This window comes from Oceanicaulis sp. UBA2681 (assembly GCF_002354675.1).
Classification (GTDB): domain Bacteria; phylum Pseudomonadota; class Alphaproteobacteria; order Caulobacterales; family Maricaulaceae; genus Oceanicaulis; species Oceanicaulis alexandrii.
In genome coordinates this window covers 211244-226851 of the sequence record NZ_DEMB01000008.1, presented here as the reverse complement: position 1 = coordinate 226851, position 15608 = coordinate 211244, and the positions used below count along the sequence as shown (strand labels likewise).

Sequence of the window (15608 nt, the reverse complement as noted above, 5' to 3'; positions counted from 1 at the left end):
GGCGCGGCTAATGGTGAACTGGCCGACATCGATACGGCCGGTTCGAAAGCCCGCCTCGCAATAGGCGAGGTAGAAATCCCACATGCATTTGAACCGGTCATCAAACCCCATGGGCTCAATGGTCGGCCACGCATCGTCGAAGCGCTCTTTCCAGAGCTTGAGCGTGTCCGCGTAATCAAGGCCGAACTGATCGGTTTTCACCAGATCAAGCTTCGCAGTTTCAAAGCAGGCTTCCAGTTTCTCCACGCTCGGCATCATGCCTCCGGGGAAAATATAACGCTGGATGAAGTCCGCGCGCTTTGAATAGGTTTCAAACAGATCGTCGCGAATGGTGATGATCTGGAGCCCAGCCTTGCCGCCGGGCTTGAGAACCGCAGACACCTTATCGAAAAAGCTGGGCCAGAATTCCTGACCAACCGCTTCAAACATCTCGATCGAGGCGACCCGGTCGTAAACGCCCGTCTCGTCGCGATAGTCTTGCAGCTTGATGGTCACCTTGTCTGAGAGGCCGAGCCGTTCCATCCGCGCCAAAGCGTAATCACGCTGCGCCGGAGACAGGGTCAGGCAGGTGACGTTCGCGCCGATCTGGCCGGCGGCGTACTCTGCGAATCCGCCCCAGCCGCAACCGATTTCCAACACGTGATGATTGGCCTGAAGATCCATGGACCGGGCGAGGGCGGCGTATTTCTCGGTCTGGGCGTCTTTCAGGGAATGAGCCCCATCTGTGAACCGCGCTGACGAGTAGGTCATCGTCTCGTCCAGCCACAGCTCGTAAAAGCTGTTGCCCAGATCGTAATGCGCCTCGATGTTCTTGCGCGCCTGGCTCTTCGTGTTCGCCCGCCGCAAATGATACAGCCAGTGGAAGAAGCGCGTGATCGGTCCGCCGCGCGTAATATGGGCCATTTCATCGAGATTGGCGGAAAACACGGTCAGGACGGCCGCCAGATCCGGCGTCGTCCAGTCGCCGTCCATATAGCTTTCGGCAAAACCGACATCGCCGCCCGAAATCACCTTTCGGACGACAGCGTAATTGGCCAGCTCAATGATGGCGTTAGGGCCTTCACGTTGGCCTTCAAACTGAACGGCACGACTGTCAGGCAGCACGACGGTCAGTGTCCCGACTTTCAGTTTCAACAACATGCGCAGGGTTAAACGCACCCCCCGCGGCACGCCCTTGAGGCGGTCGATCACAGCCGGAGAGTCAGCCCGCACCAGCGGGGTGGCGGCGAAGTCGGTCATTGGCGGCTCCGTCGGTTACGCATTTGCGTGTAACGTCAAGTTTACAATTAATCGGGCGCGGCGCCAAATTCAGCGCGCGAGGGTCGGGTAACAGGATGCGCCATTGAGGCGTCTGCGGGTGGCGGGTTTCGCTTGTGATAGACCGCGCCCTTGATCCACAACCTCAGGGCCTCCCAGTGAATGGCCAGGATGGTTTTGAGGCTTGAGAACGGTTGCGTGAGAAACAAACGCGCGAGCCGCGCGGTGCTGAGCGGCGCGCGCTTCATGGCCATGGTCGCCAGAAAATCCGGGCCATCCTCACGCTGTTTGAAAATCGTCAGATGGAAGGTGTCGTCTGGCTCGCGCAGCGTGAACTCATAGCGTCCGCCCAGATCGAAGAAGGGAGAGACGTGAAAAACCTTCTCTGCGTCGTGGGTTTGGCGTGACCCCTCACTGGCCTTCGCCACATAACAATGACTGTCGCCAAAGGTATTGTGGACTTCATAGATCAGGCCCTTGAGCTGACCTTCAGCGTCATGGGCGAAATAGATCGACAAGGGGTTGAATTGGTATCCCAGCACACGCGGGGCGCAGAGCAGGGAGATCTGGTCTTGTTCATCCACCTCGACACCGGATGACGCAAACAGGTTGCGCGCCCAGCACGACAGATCGCCGCCGTCGCGCGGCCCGAGATCCTTGGGATAAAAGCTGTAAAGGTTGAACCGCCCGACAGAGAAGAGCGCGCTGACCTGATCCGCCGCCATGAGTTGGTCGAGGTCCAGAAGAACTGACGCCAACCTGTAGCTGAACCGATGCAGGAAGGGCGCCCGGCGTTCATGCACCGTCTTGCCGATGTAAAGGCAGCCCGCAGGTTGAGTGTCGCGCGTCATCTTATTCAGCCGCGACATGGGCTTTCAGACGCGACGGCTCAGCCGGTCGCGCCCAGGCGCCGCCATCCACATCGCCTTCTGCAAAACTCCACGGAATCTGACCGCCCAAGCGCAAGGCCACTTTCAAACCGGCGCGCAAGCCATCTTCGTGGAACCCATAGCCGAGCCAGGCGCCCGCGAACCAGGTCTTGCGTACGCCCTGGATGGAATTGAAGATCCGCTGCGCGGCGAGGGCCGGCGCATTGAATTGCGGATGGTCGTACTGATAACGGCCAAAGACGGTTTCAGGTCGGGGCTGACGGACGGGGTTCAGCGTCACAAAGAGCGGCCTGTCTGATCGAATGCCTTGCAAGCGGTTCATATCGTAGGTGACAGCCGCTTCGTCTCCGCCTTCGCGCAGATAGGTCCAGGCCGCTTGAGCGCCCTTACGAGCCGGGGTGAGGGTCGTATCGCAATGCAAGACCGCTTCGTTTGCGCCATACCGGATCGCCCCCAGGAGCTGACGCTCATCCTCATCCGCGTCCGTCAGCAAGGACAGGGCCTGATCGGAATGGCAAGCGAGGATGACTTCATCGAATTGGTGCGTCTTCCCGTTTTCATCTTCAAGGGTAACGCCGTCTGTTGTGCGGCGGAGGGCGGTGGCCTGCGGCTGAAATTCGACGCCAGCCTCGATCAGGTCCGCTTCCAGCTTTTGTACATAGGTGCGGCTGCCGCCTTTGACCGTATTCCATTTGGGTCGGCTGGCGTGCATCAGGCGGTGGTTCTTGAAAAAGCGCACGAAGGTTTCAGCGGGATAGTCCGACATCCCCGCTTCAGATGTGGACCAGATCGCAGCCCCCATGGGCAGGAGGTATTGCGAACGGAACGCGTCCCCCATTCCCAGACGGTCCAGATACTGACCCAGGCTCAAGCCCTCAAGCCCGCCAGTCTCCAGATCTTTCTGGGCGGCTTTGTTAAAGGTCAGGATATCGCGCAACATGCCCAGATAGCGCAGATTGAACAGGTTGGAGGGATCGGCGAACAGGCCCTTGAGCCCATTTGAAGACCACTCGAACCTCCGGTCCAGGCTGAAACCGAAACTCATATCAGTGCGATGGCTGTCGACCCCGAGATGCTCGAACAAGGCAATCAGATTGGGGTAGTTGAGCGGATTGAAGACGATGAAGCCCGTATCCACGTCAATCTGCGCGCCATCATAATCAATGCGCACAGTGTTGGCGTGTCCGCCCAGCCGATCGCGCTTTTCAAAGACTGTGACGTCATGGACGTTGCGCAACGCCCAAGCGGCGCCGAGACCGGAAACGCCCGCGCCGATCACAGCGATGCGCAAGGGGCGGGAATGCAAAGGCGTAGTCGGGCTCATGCGGAGTCCTTGATCTTTTCAAAGGCGGCGAGGGCGCGTTTGCGCGCTTCACCATGGTCGACGATCGGCTCGGGATACGTTTCCCCCAAGCTAACACCGGCTTGTCTTAGAACCGACGCATCCGCCATCCAGGGGGCATGAATCGCCTTGTTTGGTAATTTCGTCAGCTCTGGTAACCACATACGAAGATAGTCGCCATCCGGATCAAACTTTTCTGACTGTCCGACAGGATTGAAAACCCGGAAATACGGAGCGGCGTCCGCGCCTGACCCGGCCGTCCACTGCCAGGACGCTGAATTGCTCGACAGGTCGGCGTCAACCAGCGTATCCCAAAACCAGGCTTCGCCTTCACGCCAGTCAATCATCAGATCCTTGATCAGGAAGCTGGCCACGATCATGCGGACGCGATTATGCATCCAGCCTGTAGCCCAAAGCTCTCGCATGCCAGCATCCACGATCGGATACCCTGTGCGCCCCCGGCGCCAGGCCTCAAGATCTTTCTCCTGTCCCGTCCATTCAAATCCGTCAAATTTTGACTGGAAGTTCGCCTCGGGCAGGTCGGGGAAATGATAGAGCAGGTTATAGCTGAACTCACGCCAGGCGATTTCGCTGAGATAGGTGTCAGCGCCCTCTGATTGCGCGTGATCAGAGCGTTTGACCGCGTGCCAGACCTGTCTGGGGCTGATCTCGCCGAAATGCAGATGCGGCGATAATTTCGAGGTGCCATGCTCAGCGGGCAGGTTCCGGCGATCTGAATACGCAGTGACGCTGTGCTGGAGAAACTGACCCAGCCGGCCATGGGCCGCCGCCTCGCCAGGCGTCCAGTTGTCATCGAGCCCGCCTGACCAGTCAGGCTTGGTCGGTAATAGCTTCAAGGCCTCCAGCGCGCAGCCGCCTTTATAGTCTTGAAACGTCAGAGCATCCGGGCGATCGGACGGTTCAGACGGCGCATGACCTGCTTTCAGAGACCGCCAGAACGGCGTGAACACCTTGTAGGGGGCGCCGGCTTTCGTCGCGATGTCCCATGGCTCCACAATCAGCGAACCATTGAATGAGCGAGCTTTCACGTCGGCCGTTTTTAGCGCTGATTTGATGGCTTCATCGCGTTTGCGCGCCCAGGGCTCATACTGGCGATTCCAGAACACGGCGTCAGCGCCGACATCCTCAATCAGCGCCTCTAGGCAAGCCTGCGCAGGGCCTTTCTGGAAGATCAACCGCCCTCCCAGCTGCTCGATATCGCGAGCCAGAGACGTGAGCGAATGATGCAGCCACCACCGGCTCGCGCCGCCGGGCTTCCATGCGCCCGGCGCCTCATCATCGAGGATATAGACAGGCAGAACAGGCGCACCCGTGGCCGCGGCGGCTTGCAAGGCGGGGTTGTCAGCCAGCCTAAGGTCTTGTCGAAACCAGACAATTACAGGCTTTTTCAAATCAGTCATGGGTTTGCAATGCACGCGTTCTGGGACGAGGTATGGTGTCAGGCTATACGGTGATTTATATCCTCTGGATCAGGGGCTGACACACATACCCGTCTGTCCCAACGCCAAGTGGAGAAGCGTTTCTCATGAATCCGAACGCCGTCGTAGAAATTCCGCTGCCCAAGGGCGGCGTGCTGGAAATGGGCAATGAGAAGCCGCTCACCATCATCGCGGGTCCCTGCCAGCTAGAAAGCCGTGAGCATGGCCTTGAAGTTTCGATGGCGCTCAAGGAGATCGCGGACCGCACAGGCGCGGGCCTCGTCTACAAGACCTCGTTTGACAAAGCGAACCGCACCAGCCTGTCCGGCAAACGGGGCCTGGGCCTTTCGGCTTCCATGGAGGTCTTCAACGAGATTCGGGAAACCAGCGGCCTGCCGCTGCTGACGGATATTCATACCGCAGAGCAATGCGCCATCGTCGCCGAAGCCGCCGACATCCTTCAGATCCCAGCCTTTCTCTGCCGCCAGACCGATCTGCTGATCGCCGCCGCGGAAACCGGCAAGGTGATCAACGTCAAAAAAGGCCAGTTCCTGGCGCCCTGGGACATGCCCAATGTGATCGGCAAGCTGACCGGCGCCGGGAACCCCAATGTGATCGCCACCGAACGCGGCGCCAGCTTTGGTTATAATACGCTGGTGGTGGATATGCGTAGCTTCCCCATCATGAAACAGACCGGCGCGCCGGTCGTCATGGACGCCACCCACGCCGTGCAGCAACCGGGCGGGCAGGGCGGATCCTCCGGCGGTCAACGTCAGTTTGCGCCCCATCTGGCGCGGGCAGCGGTCTCGCTGGGCATAGCGGGCGTCTTCATGGAGACCCATCCGGATCCGGATAATGCGCCCTCTGACGGCCCGAACATGATCCCGCTTGACCGATTTGAAGAGGTTGTGCGCGATCTGATGGCTTTTGACGCGCTGGCCAAGTCCAATCCCGTCATTCAACTCTAATCGCTCTGGAGAGCGCCATGTTGCGTGAACGGGCTGCGCACCTTCTTGCCGCCATACAAAACCGCCGCGCCATGGTGCTGGGCGATCTGCTGTATGACAGCTTTGTCTATGGCGACACCCATCGCATTTCGCGAGAAGCGCCGGTGCCGATCCTGTCAGAGAAGCGACGCACGGCGATGCTGGGCGGCGCAGGCAATCTTGCGCGTAATCTCTCAAGCCTCGGCGCTGAAGTGCGCCTGATTTCCGTCGCCGGGACTGACGCTGACGGCGACGCTGCGATTGACCTGGTCAAGGCCGCCTGTGGCGATGCGGAGGGAGTCGTCCGGACGCCTGAGCGCCCAACGCCGTCTAAAATCCGCTATGTCTCCAATAATCAGCAGATGTTCTGCGTTGATCGCGACCCGACAGAGACGATCCGGAGCGACACGGTTTCAGAGCTCTTAAATCACATTAAATATGCGATTGAAGAGTCTGATATTCTGATTGTTTCCGATTACGGCCGCGGCGTAGTCACGCGTGAACTCGTACAAGCCGCCATCGCTCTTGCGCGCGAAGCGGGCAAGCCTGTCAGCGTCGATCCGCGCGGTCATGATTACAGCCGGTATGACGGCGCCAGCATTATCAAGCCCAATGCCGGCGAACTTGAAGCCGAAACCGGACTGACCGTCTCCAGTGATGACGACGCAGCCACAGCGCTGATAGCCCTCAAGGCGCAATTGTCGCGCACTGAGGCCGTCATGGTCACACGTGGCGGCGCTGGCATGACCTTGCTGGATGAAACCGGCGCCATTCATCATCACCGATCTCGCCCTCGCGAAGTCTATGACGTTTCAGGCGCTGGCGACACGGCGCTTGCCGGACTGTCTCTCGCCATGGCGGCCGGCGCGTCTTTGAAGGACGCGATGGAATTCGCCGATCTTGCTGCAGGCGTTGCGGTCGGCAAGCCGGGAACAGCCACCGTTTCGCCAGAAGAAGTTCTCGATGCTGCACAAGCGGGTGAGGAAGCGCCGGACTGGCGCATCATGTCCCGCCCGGCCATGGCGGCGCTGTCGGCGGACTGGCGTGCGAGCGGTTTGAAAGTGGGCTTCACCAATGGCTGCTTTGATCTGCTGCATCCGGGGCATTTGTCCGTGCTGCGCCATGCGGCTTCGGTCTGTGATCGTCTGATCGTCGGATTGAACGCTGACGCCTCGGTCAAACGCCTGAAAGGTGAGAACCGCCCGATCAATGATCAGGTCACCCGCGCAACCATGCTCGCCTCGCTCGAAATGGTGGACCGGGTGGTGATATTTGATGAAGACACGCCTGCAGAGCTGATCTCGGAAATCCGCCCCCATGTCATGGTCAAGGGGGCCGATTATGTGGCGGACGAACTGCCCGGCGCAGATTTCATCCTGCAGTCTGGCGGGGAAATCGTCCTTGCGCCGCTGATGGACGGGCTTTCCACCACCAATATCGTCAATCGCTTGCGGCAGGGCGATCCGTAACTAGCCATCAATGGGCGTGATAGGGGCGACCTCAACCTCAAGCGGCGCATCAAGCGGCGGGGCGTAACGCGCTTCATCGGCCATGATCGCGCGCATCACTTCCAACCGGGCTTGAGCATTGGCGCGGATGTCCATGTAGAACAGGTTGGAGGGACGCACCCGTCTATCCTCCGCAAGGCGCCCGGGCCGGCGCAAGGCGCTGGCGCGCGGCTGATCAATCATCAACAAGCCGCCCTGGCATTGCGCCCCCGTCTGATTGGTCATGGGCGAGGGCGCATCCGTCAGCATCAAGCCCTCCGCCGCAGCCGCGCCCCGATGCAATCGTGCAGGGGCATAGTCCTCATTCGCGGTCCACAACACAGGATTGACGCACAACAGAGCCCGGTCCTCGACAGGGGTCAGCCGCCCTCGGGAATCAAGCGCTCGCGAGCGCTGCGTCAAAGCCTCGATGCGGGCTGTCTCCTGCGGGCGAACGGCGACCCAGCCCACCAGACAACGCACCTCGGACGGATCGGTGCACACCGGAATGGTCGAGAGCGGCCCAGCCAGAAGATCCAGAGGCGTCGGCGCCTCGATGATGTAGGCGGCGGTCAGACGCCGGCGCACTGCAGGGTCAGGCGCAACTCGCCGCGCCAGAACGTCCAGCGCGATGGCGCCGCCTTGGCCCACACCGACGATGAAGAAAGGCTGCTCGGGATCCGTCTCGCGCAGAAACTGGGTGAAAGCGCGCTGGATATCCATTTGCGCCAGCTCCCGCGCCAGGACCGAATCCTCGCGATTATTCATGAAGGTATAGAGCGACGCCTGACGATAGCGCGGCGCATAAAGCTCCACATCCTGAACCAGGAAGGGCGCGGCGTAGTTCGGCAGGACGATCTGGGACAACTCCACCGCTTCCTGCGGCCGATCATAGGGCGCATTCCAGTGGCTGCCGCCGTCATAGGTGGTGGGATGAATGAAAAAGACCGCCGGATGCCCCGCCTCGTCAGGCAAGCGCACGTCCGGTCGCGCCGCCCAGGCTTCATCCTGTGTGTAATCAGGGGCCGGGGGGCGTTGATAGGTCTGAAACGGCACGCCGGGATCCAGAAACGTCTGGAAGATCTGGTCGCGTAAAACGAAGGCGCTCAACGCGGACAGCAGAACAAAGCCGCCCAAAGCGCCAAACAGGAGCCAGCGCAACCAGGCGGTGAGGGGGATGTTGAAGGGGCCGTTCATGCTCACACTCATACGCTTGCAACTGGGACGTCAGCAAGAGGGAGCCTTGATTCCTCCCATATTCGCGGGCATTGCAGAGAGGCGTCCGCTCTGGACGCTGTAACAGGAGTTGAGCGACGTGCTTCGCTGGCTACGCAATCGCTTTTTGACCGGCGTCGTTGTCGCCGCCCCGATCGGCATCACTTTCTGGCTGATCTACAGCTTCGTGACCTTTGTGGACCAGGTGATCAAGCCGCTGGTTCCGACCCGCTACAACCCTGAAAGCTATCTGCCCTTCGCCATACCCGGCATGGGGCTTCTGATCGCGGTGCTGGGCCTGACGCTACTGGGCGCGCTGGCGGCGAACATTTTCGGCCGTAGCCTGCTTGATCTGGGCGAGCGCGTACTCAATTCCGTGCCGCTAATTCGCAATATCTACGCTGCACTCAAACAGATCGTCGAGACGGTCTTCCAGGGCCAACAGAACTCCTTCAAGGAAGTGGTGCTGGTGGAATACCCCATGGCGGGCAGCTATGCGGTCGCTTTCGTGGCCTCGACCGGCCGCGGCGTCATCCGCTCGGTCGTGGGCAAGGGCGATGACGTCATCGGCGTCTTTATTCCGACCACGCCAAACCCGACATCGGGCTTCTTGCTGTTCGTGCCGCGCTCCAAGGCGATCGCGCTCGACCTGACGGTAGAGGAAGCCGCCAAGCTGATCATTTCCTTCGGCATGGTGACGCCGGATCGCTTGCCGGACGGCGCGATCCCGCAAGCCGAGCCGGGCAAGGCCGGCGCTGGCCTGATGCCCGATGATACCCAGGGCGGCGATGCGCCCGAGTCTGAAGAGCCCGATTCTCCGAAGCCCTGAGTTTTCGAGATAGCGACATAAAAAAGCCCCCCGGATGGATCATCCGGGGGGCTCTTCATCCAATCTTTTCAGATCAGATTAGTCGGCTTTCGCAAGCGAACCTGCGGAAGTTTTGCCGCTTTTGTGGTCGCGCTCTTCTTCATAAGAAATGCGCTGACCTTCGGTGAGCTCGGGCATGCCCGCACGCTCAACGGCGGAGGCGTGCACGAACACGTCCTTGGAACCGTCGTCAGGTTGAATGAAACCGTAGCCTTTGGTGGCGTTGAACCACTTCACAATGCCGGTAGCCATTGATGAATGTCCTTTTTTAGACAAGAGATAATCACCACGCCCTCCGAATAAGAGCATGGCGGACATCGACATTTGGAGGGAGTGGAATCAGCGCCGAAGCGCGGTGACCGAAAACCTGGCCATGTATCGATGGCGATTAGATACTACAGACCGAAGCCGATAGCCAGAGAAATCTGCGGCCCGGTCTATCCCGACCGCATCAATCGCACGCCTTCATCGCGTTCAAACAAGTACAGCAAGGTGCGCAGGGCCTCTCCACGCTCTCCGGCGAACACGTCTTCACGGGCGGTTTCATACTGCGCCGCGTCGCTGGCGAGTTCCAGAAGGTCGGCATGAGCGGCGAGATCGGCGATTCGGTAATCCGGCAGGCCCGACTGTTTAAGCCCCAGCGGATCACCCGAGCCGCGCAAGCGCCAGTCTTCCTCGGCGATGACGAAGCCGTCATCGGAATTGCGCATGATCTCGAGCCGCGCCCGGGCGGTCTCGCCCAAATGGCCATGATAGAGCAAGAGGCAGGTGGAGGGCTTGTCGCCCCGACCCACGCGCCCGCGCAACTGATGGAGCTGCGCCAGGCCAAACCGCTCGGCGTGCTCGATCACCATGATGGTGGCGTCCGGCGCATCCACACCGACCTCGATCACAGTGGTGGCGACCAGCACATCAATCTCGCCAGCGCGAAAATCCTCGGCGGCCTTTTGCTTGTCGCGCGCCGGCATGCGGCCATGCACCAGACCGATGCGCGCGTTCGGCAGCATCTCGGACAGCATGTGATGGCGCGCTTCGGCGGCGGCGAGATCGGACGTGTCGCTGTCTTCCACCAGCGGGCAGACCCAATAGGCGCGCTCGCCCTTGGCCAGAGCGCGCTTGAGCCCTTCGATGATCTCATAAAGCCGTTCGCCGGACACGACGCGGGTGTCGGGCGGAATGCGGCCTGCGGGTTTTTCATCCAGACGGCTGACATCGAGATCACCGAACGCGGCGAGCGTCAGCGTGCGCGGAATAGGGGTGGCGGACATGGCGAGCACGTCCGGCGCACGGCCCTTCATGGTCAGCTTGCGGCGGTCCGACACCCCGAACCGGTGTTGCTCGTCAATCACCACCAGGCCCAGATCAGCGAACTCCACGCTGTCCTGGAACAAGGCGTGGGTGCCGCAGACGACCTGCGCCTCGCCCGAAGCGATCTGCGCCTCCAATTCCTTGCGCGCCTTGCCCTTGTCGCGTCCGGTCAGCGCGACGACTGTTATTCCGGCGGGCGCGAGCAAGTCGCTCATCACCTTGGCGTGCTGACGGGCGACGATTTCAGTCGGCGCCATCAGGGCAGTCTGCACCCCGGCTTCGGCGGCATGGGCGGCGCAGAGCGCGGCGACGAAGGTTTTGCCCGAGCCCACATCGCCATGAACCAGCCGCATCATGCGCTGCGCGCTGTCCATATCAGTCTTGCAGGCTTCAAACGCCCGCATCTGCGCGCCGGTCGGGGTGAAGGGCGCATGATCTAATAGCTGCGCCACGAGCGCGCCATCGCCAGACAGCGGGCGGCCTTTGCGTGCCTTGCGATCGCGCCGCGCCAGTTTCAAAGCCAGCTGGTGGGCGAACAGCTCGTCAAAAGCGAGGCGTTTGCGAACCCTCGCGCCGGGCTCCAGATCAAGATTTGATTGCGGGGCGTGCAGCTCCAGCAAGGCCTCGCGCCAGCCCGGCCAGTCCTCGCGCGCTTTCAGTGGCAGATCGATCCATTCAGGCAGATCGGGCAGGGTGCTCAGCGCCTCAGCCATCGCCTTGCGCATCACATTGATCGAGAGCCCCGCCGTCAGCGGATAGACCGGCTGCAGCAGATCCTTGTCCTCGACCTCTTTGGGATCGGCGATCAGATCGGGATGCACCATCTGGATTTCGCTGGCGAAACGCTCCGCCTTGCCCGACACCAGCCGGGTTGAGCCTTCGGGCAGCATGCGGCGCAGATAATCGGACTTGGCGTTGAAAAACACCAGATGCAGCCAGCCCGTCTCGTCGCGCATACGCACCTTGTAGGGCTGCTTCATGGTGGGGCGGGGGATATGGGCCTCCACCTCCGCCTCGATGCTGACCAGCACCTGGTTTCCGGCGTCACCGGCATCAGAGATCGACATCCGGTGCGTCCGGTCCACCAGTCCCGTGGGCGCGGTGAAAATCAGATCCTTCACCCGCGGCCCCGCCACCTTCTCCATCAAGGCCGCAAGCCGAGGCCCCACGCCTTTCAGCGTGGTCAGATCAGCAAACAGCGGGAAGAGCGATTGTGGGCGCATGTCGCTAACATCGCCCGTGAACTGGATTCGCGAAAGTCTCGCCCTTCACCCAACCGCACCCGCATTCAGCGTTGGGGCGGCAACAGGTCTTCAAGAAAGAACGCGGCCAGGTCCGCCCGCCCCTCCAGCCCCGCCTTCCGGTACAGGGATCGCGATTGCTCCCGAACCGTCCGTTCTGACGTGCCGCGAAGGTCTGCGATCTGGGCGTGTGACAACCCTTTGAGCAAGAGCATGCCGATTTCGGTCTCTGACGGGGTCAGATTCCAGGCCGAAAACTGATCTGAGATTGCCGCGCTCAGGCCTTGCACGAGCGTACGGTGTTGATCGCGCCAATGGATTGTGTCGCGACGCGCGATGACCAGATCCCGATTCACTTGCAAATAACGGCGCAAGGTCAGACCCGCTCCGACCAGCGCCGCCACCAGGACAAACCCTTCAAGCATCAGATGCGTCAGGCTCACGCCTTCACGCCCGTCAATCATAAGGTCAGCGGCTATCAGCAATGCGATCAAACCGAAGACGCCTGATGTGACAATGTGGATAAGCCTCTGGGATCTGTTTTCCGACATAGGACGCCTCCATTCACACGCGGGACCGGGGGAACTGTCAAAAGACGTATGGCCCTTGCTCTCTGTTCGCGCCAGCACTGATCCACAGCCGTCGACCGAGGAAACGAGCAGGGAAAACCGCAAGCGCAATCCTCGACCGTCAGCGTCAACTGGAGAGCGATATGAGCAACAACCAACAAGCAGACGGATCAGGTTCGCACGAACCGACCACTGTAAAGGTCTGGGACCCCGTCGTGCGGATCGGTCACTGGGTCATCGTCATCGGAGTCCTGACCGCGTACTTCACCGGCGATGAAGTGCCCAACGTCCACATCTGGGCCGGATACATCGTCGGGATCACCGTTATTGTGAGAGTCATCTGGGGTTTTGTCGGTACTCGACACGCCCGGTTCTCCAGTTTTGTCAAAGGCCCAGGGTCGGTCTGGCGCTATGTCTCGGGCCTGCTCAAGGGCGAAGCCAAACGCTCCATTGGCCATAACGCGGCAGGCGGCGCCATGACGGTGGCTTTGCTGATCGCTCTGTCAGGCGTGATGGTGTCCGGTCTCGCCTTGCAAGCGATCGAAGACGGGACAGGCCCGCTTGCTGGGATCATGGCGAGCTCAGGCCCTCCTGTGCCGGAACTCGGCGAGGCGTCGCAAGACCATCAGACACGAGCTTATGAAGATTATGACGATGAACATGAAGAGCATGACGACCGCTATGAAGCCGGAGAAGCGGGCGACGAAGGCGCAGAAGAGCTATACGAGTCGCTCCATTCGATCTTTGTTTACATCACGCTCGCGCTCGCCGGGATCCATGTGATCGGCGTGCTGGTCTCAAGCCTCGTGCATCGTGAGAACCTGCCAGCCTCCATGATAACCGGTCGAAAACGCCCCTGATCTGAACAGGCTTGAACCGGGTGAAGGCGCAGCCCTTCACCCGCGCCCCTCCGCGCGCTATATGCGCTCACATGAGTGATAATCCTTTCTCCGATCCGAATACGCCCCTGGACCCTGAAGCGCGGCTGAAGCGTTTGACGTTTCGCGCCTGGCGGCGAGGGTTCAAGGAAGCCGACCTGATCATGGGACGCTTCGCGGACACCAAGCTCTATGACCTGTCGCCAGACGAGGTGGATGAGTTTGAGCGTCTGCTCGATGCGCCCGACACCGAGGTCTACGCCTGGATCTGCGGCACGATCGAGACTCCAGCCAATTATGACGGCCCGGTGCTGAATGCGCTGAAAAGCTTTGATTACGAGGCGCTCGCCGCCGAGGGCGACGGCCCGTCGAGCTAAACTGTCAGCATTTGCCCTCTTTCCCGGTGAAGACCGGGATCCAGAGAGGATCGAGCGCGACGTTTGACTGCTCTGCCCCCCGACCTTCGCCGGGGAAGAGTGGTGTAAAGAGAACCAATCACCCCCCGTCAAACTGGCGCGGGGGCGAAATTGTATTGAGGACGCCCCGCCGTGAACGATTTCAAAGCGCTTGCTGAGTCGACCCAATCGCTGACCGTTTGCGGCGCGCCTGAGGGCTTTGACGCCCTGATCTTTTGCGACGCCTTGCGGGCGCGCGGCGGGGTGGGGCTCTACATCGCCACCGACGAGGCGCGGGCCAGCGCGTTCGCGACGGCGGCGCGGTTCTTCGCGCCAGACCTCGATCAATTGCGGCTTCTGGGCTGGGATTGTCAGCCCTATGACCGGATCAGCCCCAGTCCGCGCACGGCGGCCCGGCGCGCCGGGGCGCTTCATGCGCTGGCGCAACGCGACCCGAAAGAGAAAAAGCCGCTTCTGGTGATCTCCACGGTGTCTGGCGCCCTTCAGCGCTGCGCGCCGAAAGCGGCGATGTCCGGCGGCGGCTTGAGCGCCAAACCCGGCGGGGTTCTGGATTCCGAAGTGCTCAAACAGCATCTGGCGGAAAACGGCTATGTGCGCACCGCCACCGTCACTGAACGCGGCGATTACGCCGTGCGCGGCGGGGTGATCGACGTGTTCCCGGCCGACGCGGAAGAGCCGGTGCGGCTGGATTTCTTCGGCGATGTATTGGAAAGCGTGCGCGGCTTCGACCCCGAAACCCAACGCACCACCAGTCAGCTCAAATCGGTCAGCTTTGCGCCCGTCAGCGAGATCGTGCTGAACGCAGACGCGATTTCGCGGTTTCGCTCAGGCTTTCTGAAGAATTTCGGCGCGGTCGGCTCTGGCGATCCGATTTATGATTCTGTCAGCGCAGGCGCACGCCCGAACGGGGCCGAGCACTGGCTGCCGCTGTTTCATGATCATCTGGATACGGTCTTTGAGTATGTGGGCGAGGGCGCTCTGATCGGGCTCGACCCGCTGGTGAAAGACGCGCTCGATGAGCGGCTCGAGCAAATCCGCGACTATTACGACGCCCGTCAGGCCGCGTCCAAATCCGGCGCCGGGGCCATGGGCGCGCCCGCCTATCGCGCGCTGGAACCCACATCGCTCTATCTTGATGAAGACGAATGGGCGCGTGAAATAGACCGGCATGCTGCGCGCCGCTTTACCGCGTTTCAGGAAGCGGGCGAGAACGTTATCGACATGGGCGGCAAGCAGGGGCGCAGCTTCGCCGCTGAACGCCAGGCCGATCAGAACGTTTTTGACGCCGCCGCTAAGCATGCCGTCGCCCTGCGTTCATCCGGCAAGCGCGTGCTGTTCGCCAGCTGGTCGGAAGGCGGCTCTGACCGTCTCGCCAGCGTGCTGGGCGATCATGGCCTGAAACCGATCATGGAGGCGACCGACTGGCGGGCCGCTAACAAGATGAGTGGTCAGACGATTTCGCGCATCGTCCTGCCGCTGGAACACGGGTTTGAGACGCCTGACTTTGTGGTGATCGCCGAGCAGGATGTTCTGGGCGACCGCCTGGCCCGTCCGCGCCGCAAAAAGAAAACCGCCGACGTCATCGCAGAAGCCGGCGCGCTGACGCCCGGCGATCTGGTGGTTCACGCGGATCATGGCCTCGGGCGCTATCTGGGCCTGAAAACCCTGTCGGTGGGTGATGCGCCGCATGATTGCCTGGAGCTGGAATACGC

14 protein-coding genes are annotated in these 15608 nt (G+C 61.1%); 6 read left to right on the top strand and 8 right to left on the bottom strand.

The genetic code is table 11. The features are described from left to right. The 4 genes from B3M53_RS06235 to B3M53_RS06220 all read right to left on the bottom strand — a co-directional run. Positions 1-1239, bottom strand: a 1239-nt coding sequence (locus B3M53_RS06235) for an SAM-dependent methyltransferase (protein WP_286799933.1), incomplete at its 3' end; no start/stop codon positions are given. A gap of 47 nt (positions 1240-1286) precedes the next feature. Then, positions 1287-2126 carry a DUF1365 domain-containing protein gene (locus B3M53_RS06230; RefSeq protein ID WP_286799932.1) on the bottom strand — a complete coding sequence of 280 codons (840 nt, stop codon included), beginning with the start codon at positions 2124-2126 and terminating at the stop codon, positions 1287-1289. Then, positions 2110-3471, bottom strand: coding sequence for an NAD(P)/FAD-dependent oxidoreductase (locus B3M53_RS06225; protein WP_286799931.1), 1362 nt, complete (start codon positions 3469-3471; stop codon positions 2110-2112). The genes B3M53_RS06230 and B3M53_RS06225 overlap by 17 nt, the downstream gene beginning before the upstream one ends. Then, complete coding sequence (locus tag B3M53_RS06220; protein WP_286799929.1) at positions 3468-4910, bottom strand: cryptochrome/photolyase family protein; 1443 nt, start codon at positions 4908-4910, stop codon at positions 3468-3470. Before B3M53_RS06220 ends, B3M53_RS06225 begins: the two co-directional genes overlap by 4 nt. Positions 4911-5035: 125 nt before the next feature. Between B3M53_RS06220 and kdsA the strand changes: the two genes are divergently transcribed. After that, positions 5036-5896 carry a 3-deoxy-8-phosphooctulonate synthase gene (gene kdsA, locus B3M53_RS06215; protein ID WP_022699466.1) on the top strand — a complete coding sequence of 287 codons (861 nt, stop codon included), beginning with the start codon at positions 5036-5038 and terminating at the stop codon, positions 5894-5896. 17 nt (positions 5897-5913) lie between these two features. Further along, the gene (gene rfaE2, locus B3M53_RS06210) at positions 5914-7383 is read left to right on the top strand and encodes a D-glycero-beta-D-manno-heptose 1-phosphate adenylyltransferase (protein ID WP_286799928.1); all 1470 of its coding nucleotides are present in this window, start codon (positions 5914-5916) and stop codon (positions 7381-7383) included. On the opposite strand, the gene B3M53_RS06205 is transcribed toward rfaE2, so the two are convergent. Then, a complete protein-coding gene (locus B3M53_RS06205) occupies positions 7384-8598 on the bottom strand; it encodes a DUF3089 domain-containing protein (RefSeq protein ID WP_160091712.1) in 1215 nt (404 codons plus the stop codon). A gap of 118 nt (positions 8599-8716) precedes the next feature. On the opposite strand from B3M53_RS06205, the gene B3M53_RS06200 reads away from it, so the two are divergent. Then, positions 8717-9445, top strand: a complete 729-nt coding sequence (locus tag B3M53_RS06200; protein WP_286799927.1) for a DUF502 domain-containing protein — start codon at positions 8717-8719, stop codon at positions 9443-9445. Positions 9446-9523: 78 nt separating this feature from the next. Here B3M53_RS06200 and B3M53_RS06195 read toward each other — a convergent pair whose 3' ends face one another. The 3 genes from B3M53_RS06195 to B3M53_RS06185 form a co-directional block, all read right to left on the bottom strand. Then, complete coding sequence (locus tag B3M53_RS06195) at positions 9524-9736, bottom strand: cold-shock protein (RefSeq protein WP_028284420.1); 213 nt, start codon at positions 9734-9736, stop codon at positions 9524-9526. Between the two features lie 185 nt (positions 9737-9921). Next, positions 9922-12015, bottom strand: coding sequence for an ATP-dependent DNA helicase RecG (gene recG, locus B3M53_RS06190; RefSeq protein ID WP_286799922.1), 2094 nt, complete (start codon positions 12013-12015; stop codon positions 9922-9924). 65 nt (positions 12016-12080) lie between these two features. Next, a complete protein-coding gene (locus B3M53_RS06185; protein ID WP_286799920.1) occupies positions 12081-12476 on the bottom strand; it encodes a helix-turn-helix transcriptional regulator in 396 nt (131 codons plus the stop codon). Positions 12477-12745: 269 nt separating this feature from the next. Here B3M53_RS06185 and B3M53_RS06180 point away from each other — a divergent pair, with 269 nt between their 5' ends. From B3M53_RS06180 to B3M53_RS06170, 3 genes are all read left to right on the top strand, one after another. Further along, positions 12746-13462: a cytochrome b/b6 domain-containing protein gene (locus B3M53_RS06180; protein WP_286799918.1), complete on the top strand. Its 717-nt coding sequence runs from the start codon at positions 12746-12748 to the stop codon at positions 13460-13462. A 71-nt stretch (positions 13463-13533) separates the two neighbouring features. Continuing rightward, positions 13534-13857 carry a succinate dehydrogenase assembly factor 2 gene (locus B3M53_RS06175; RefSeq protein ID WP_286799916.1) on the top strand — a complete coding sequence of 108 codons (324 nt, stop codon included), beginning with the start codon at positions 13534-13536 and terminating at the stop codon, positions 13855-13857. Between the two features lie 171 nt (positions 13858-14028). Then, positions 14029-15608 (top strand): CarD family transcriptional regulator (locus B3M53_RS06170; RefSeq protein WP_286799913.1); only part of this gene is annotated, 1580 nt, incomplete at its 3' end.

Coding starts and splice junctions, on each gene's coding strand:
- B3M53_RS06230 (WP_286799932.1), bottom strand. CDS start 2,126: ATGTCGCGGCTGAATAAGATGACGCGCGACACTCAACCTGCGGGCTGC.
- B3M53_RS06225 (WP_286799931.1), bottom strand. CDS start 3,471: ATGAGCCCGACTACGCCTTTGCATTCCCGCCCCTTGCGCATCGCTGTG.
- B3M53_RS06220 (WP_286799929.1), bottom strand. CDS start 4,910: ATGACTGATTTGAAAAAGCCTGTAATTGTCTGGTTTCGACAAGACCTT.
- kdsA (WP_022699466.1), top strand. CDS start 5,036: ATGAATCCGAACGCCGTCGTAGAAATTCCGCTGCCCAAGGGCGGCGTG.
- rfaE2 (WP_286799928.1), top strand. CDS start 5,914: ATGTTGCGTGAACGGGCTGCGCACCTTCTTGCCGCCATACAAAACCGC.
- B3M53_RS06205 (WP_160091712.1), bottom strand. CDS start 8,598: ATGAACGGCCCCTTCAACATCCCCCTCACCGCCTGGTTGCGCTGGCTC.
- B3M53_RS06195 (WP_028284420.1), bottom strand. CDS start 9,736: ATGGCTACCGGCATTGTGAAGTGGTTCAACGCCACCAAAGGCTACGGT.
- recG (WP_286799922.1), bottom strand. CDS start 12,015: ATGCGCCCACAATCGCTCTTCCCGCTGTTTGCTGATCTGACCACGCTG.
- B3M53_RS06180 (WP_286799918.1), top strand. CDS start 12,746: ATGAGCAACAACCAACAAGCAGACGGATCAGGTTCGCACGAACCGACC.
- B3M53_RS06175 (WP_286799916.1), top strand. CDS start 13,534: ATGAGTGATAATCCTTTCTCCGATCCGAATACGCCCCTGGACCCTGAA.